Here is a 394-nt window from a genome sequence, read left to right on the forward strand (position 1 = left end):
GCATCAAGGATATCCAAAAAGATCCCGGCCAAGACGACAACATTCAAAAGATCACTGAAGGCAAGATTCTCAGGCAGATGGACCTGGGCGAATTAACTTATGATGACACCGGAGCCAAAAGACGCTTTGCCGTCAGTGCCGGGATTGGCTTTGATGCGGCGGTTTGCTACGAAGTTAACCGGTCCAAGTTCAAGAACTTTTTTAACTCCTTCAACCAGGGCCGACTGAGCTACGGGACCATTGCTTTAAGAGAACTCGCCACCATCCCAAAAGTCCAGGCAAAGGTAACCTTGGACGATGGCGAAAGCATCAAGATGAACAAGCTGATCTTCGCCGCCTGCATGAACACCGCCTATGAAGGCGGCGGCTTCCGCTTTGCGCCTGATGCTGACAG

The 394-nt window shown here is 51.3% G+C and carries 1 protein-coding gene; it reads left to right on the forward strand.

The window, feature by feature from the left end; all coding sequences use genetic code 11:
- On the forward strand, positions 1-394 hold a 394-nt coding region (locus FC20_RS10565), incomplete at both ends, for a diacylglycerol/lipid kinase family protein (protein ID WP_420835931.1).

Origin of the sequence: Lactobacillus equicursoris DSM 19284 = JCM 14600 = CIP 110162, from assembly GCF_001434815.1 — a bacterium.
GTDB classification, from domain to species: Bacteria; Bacillota; Bacilli; order Lactobacillales; family Lactobacillaceae; genus Lactobacillus; species Lactobacillus equicursoris.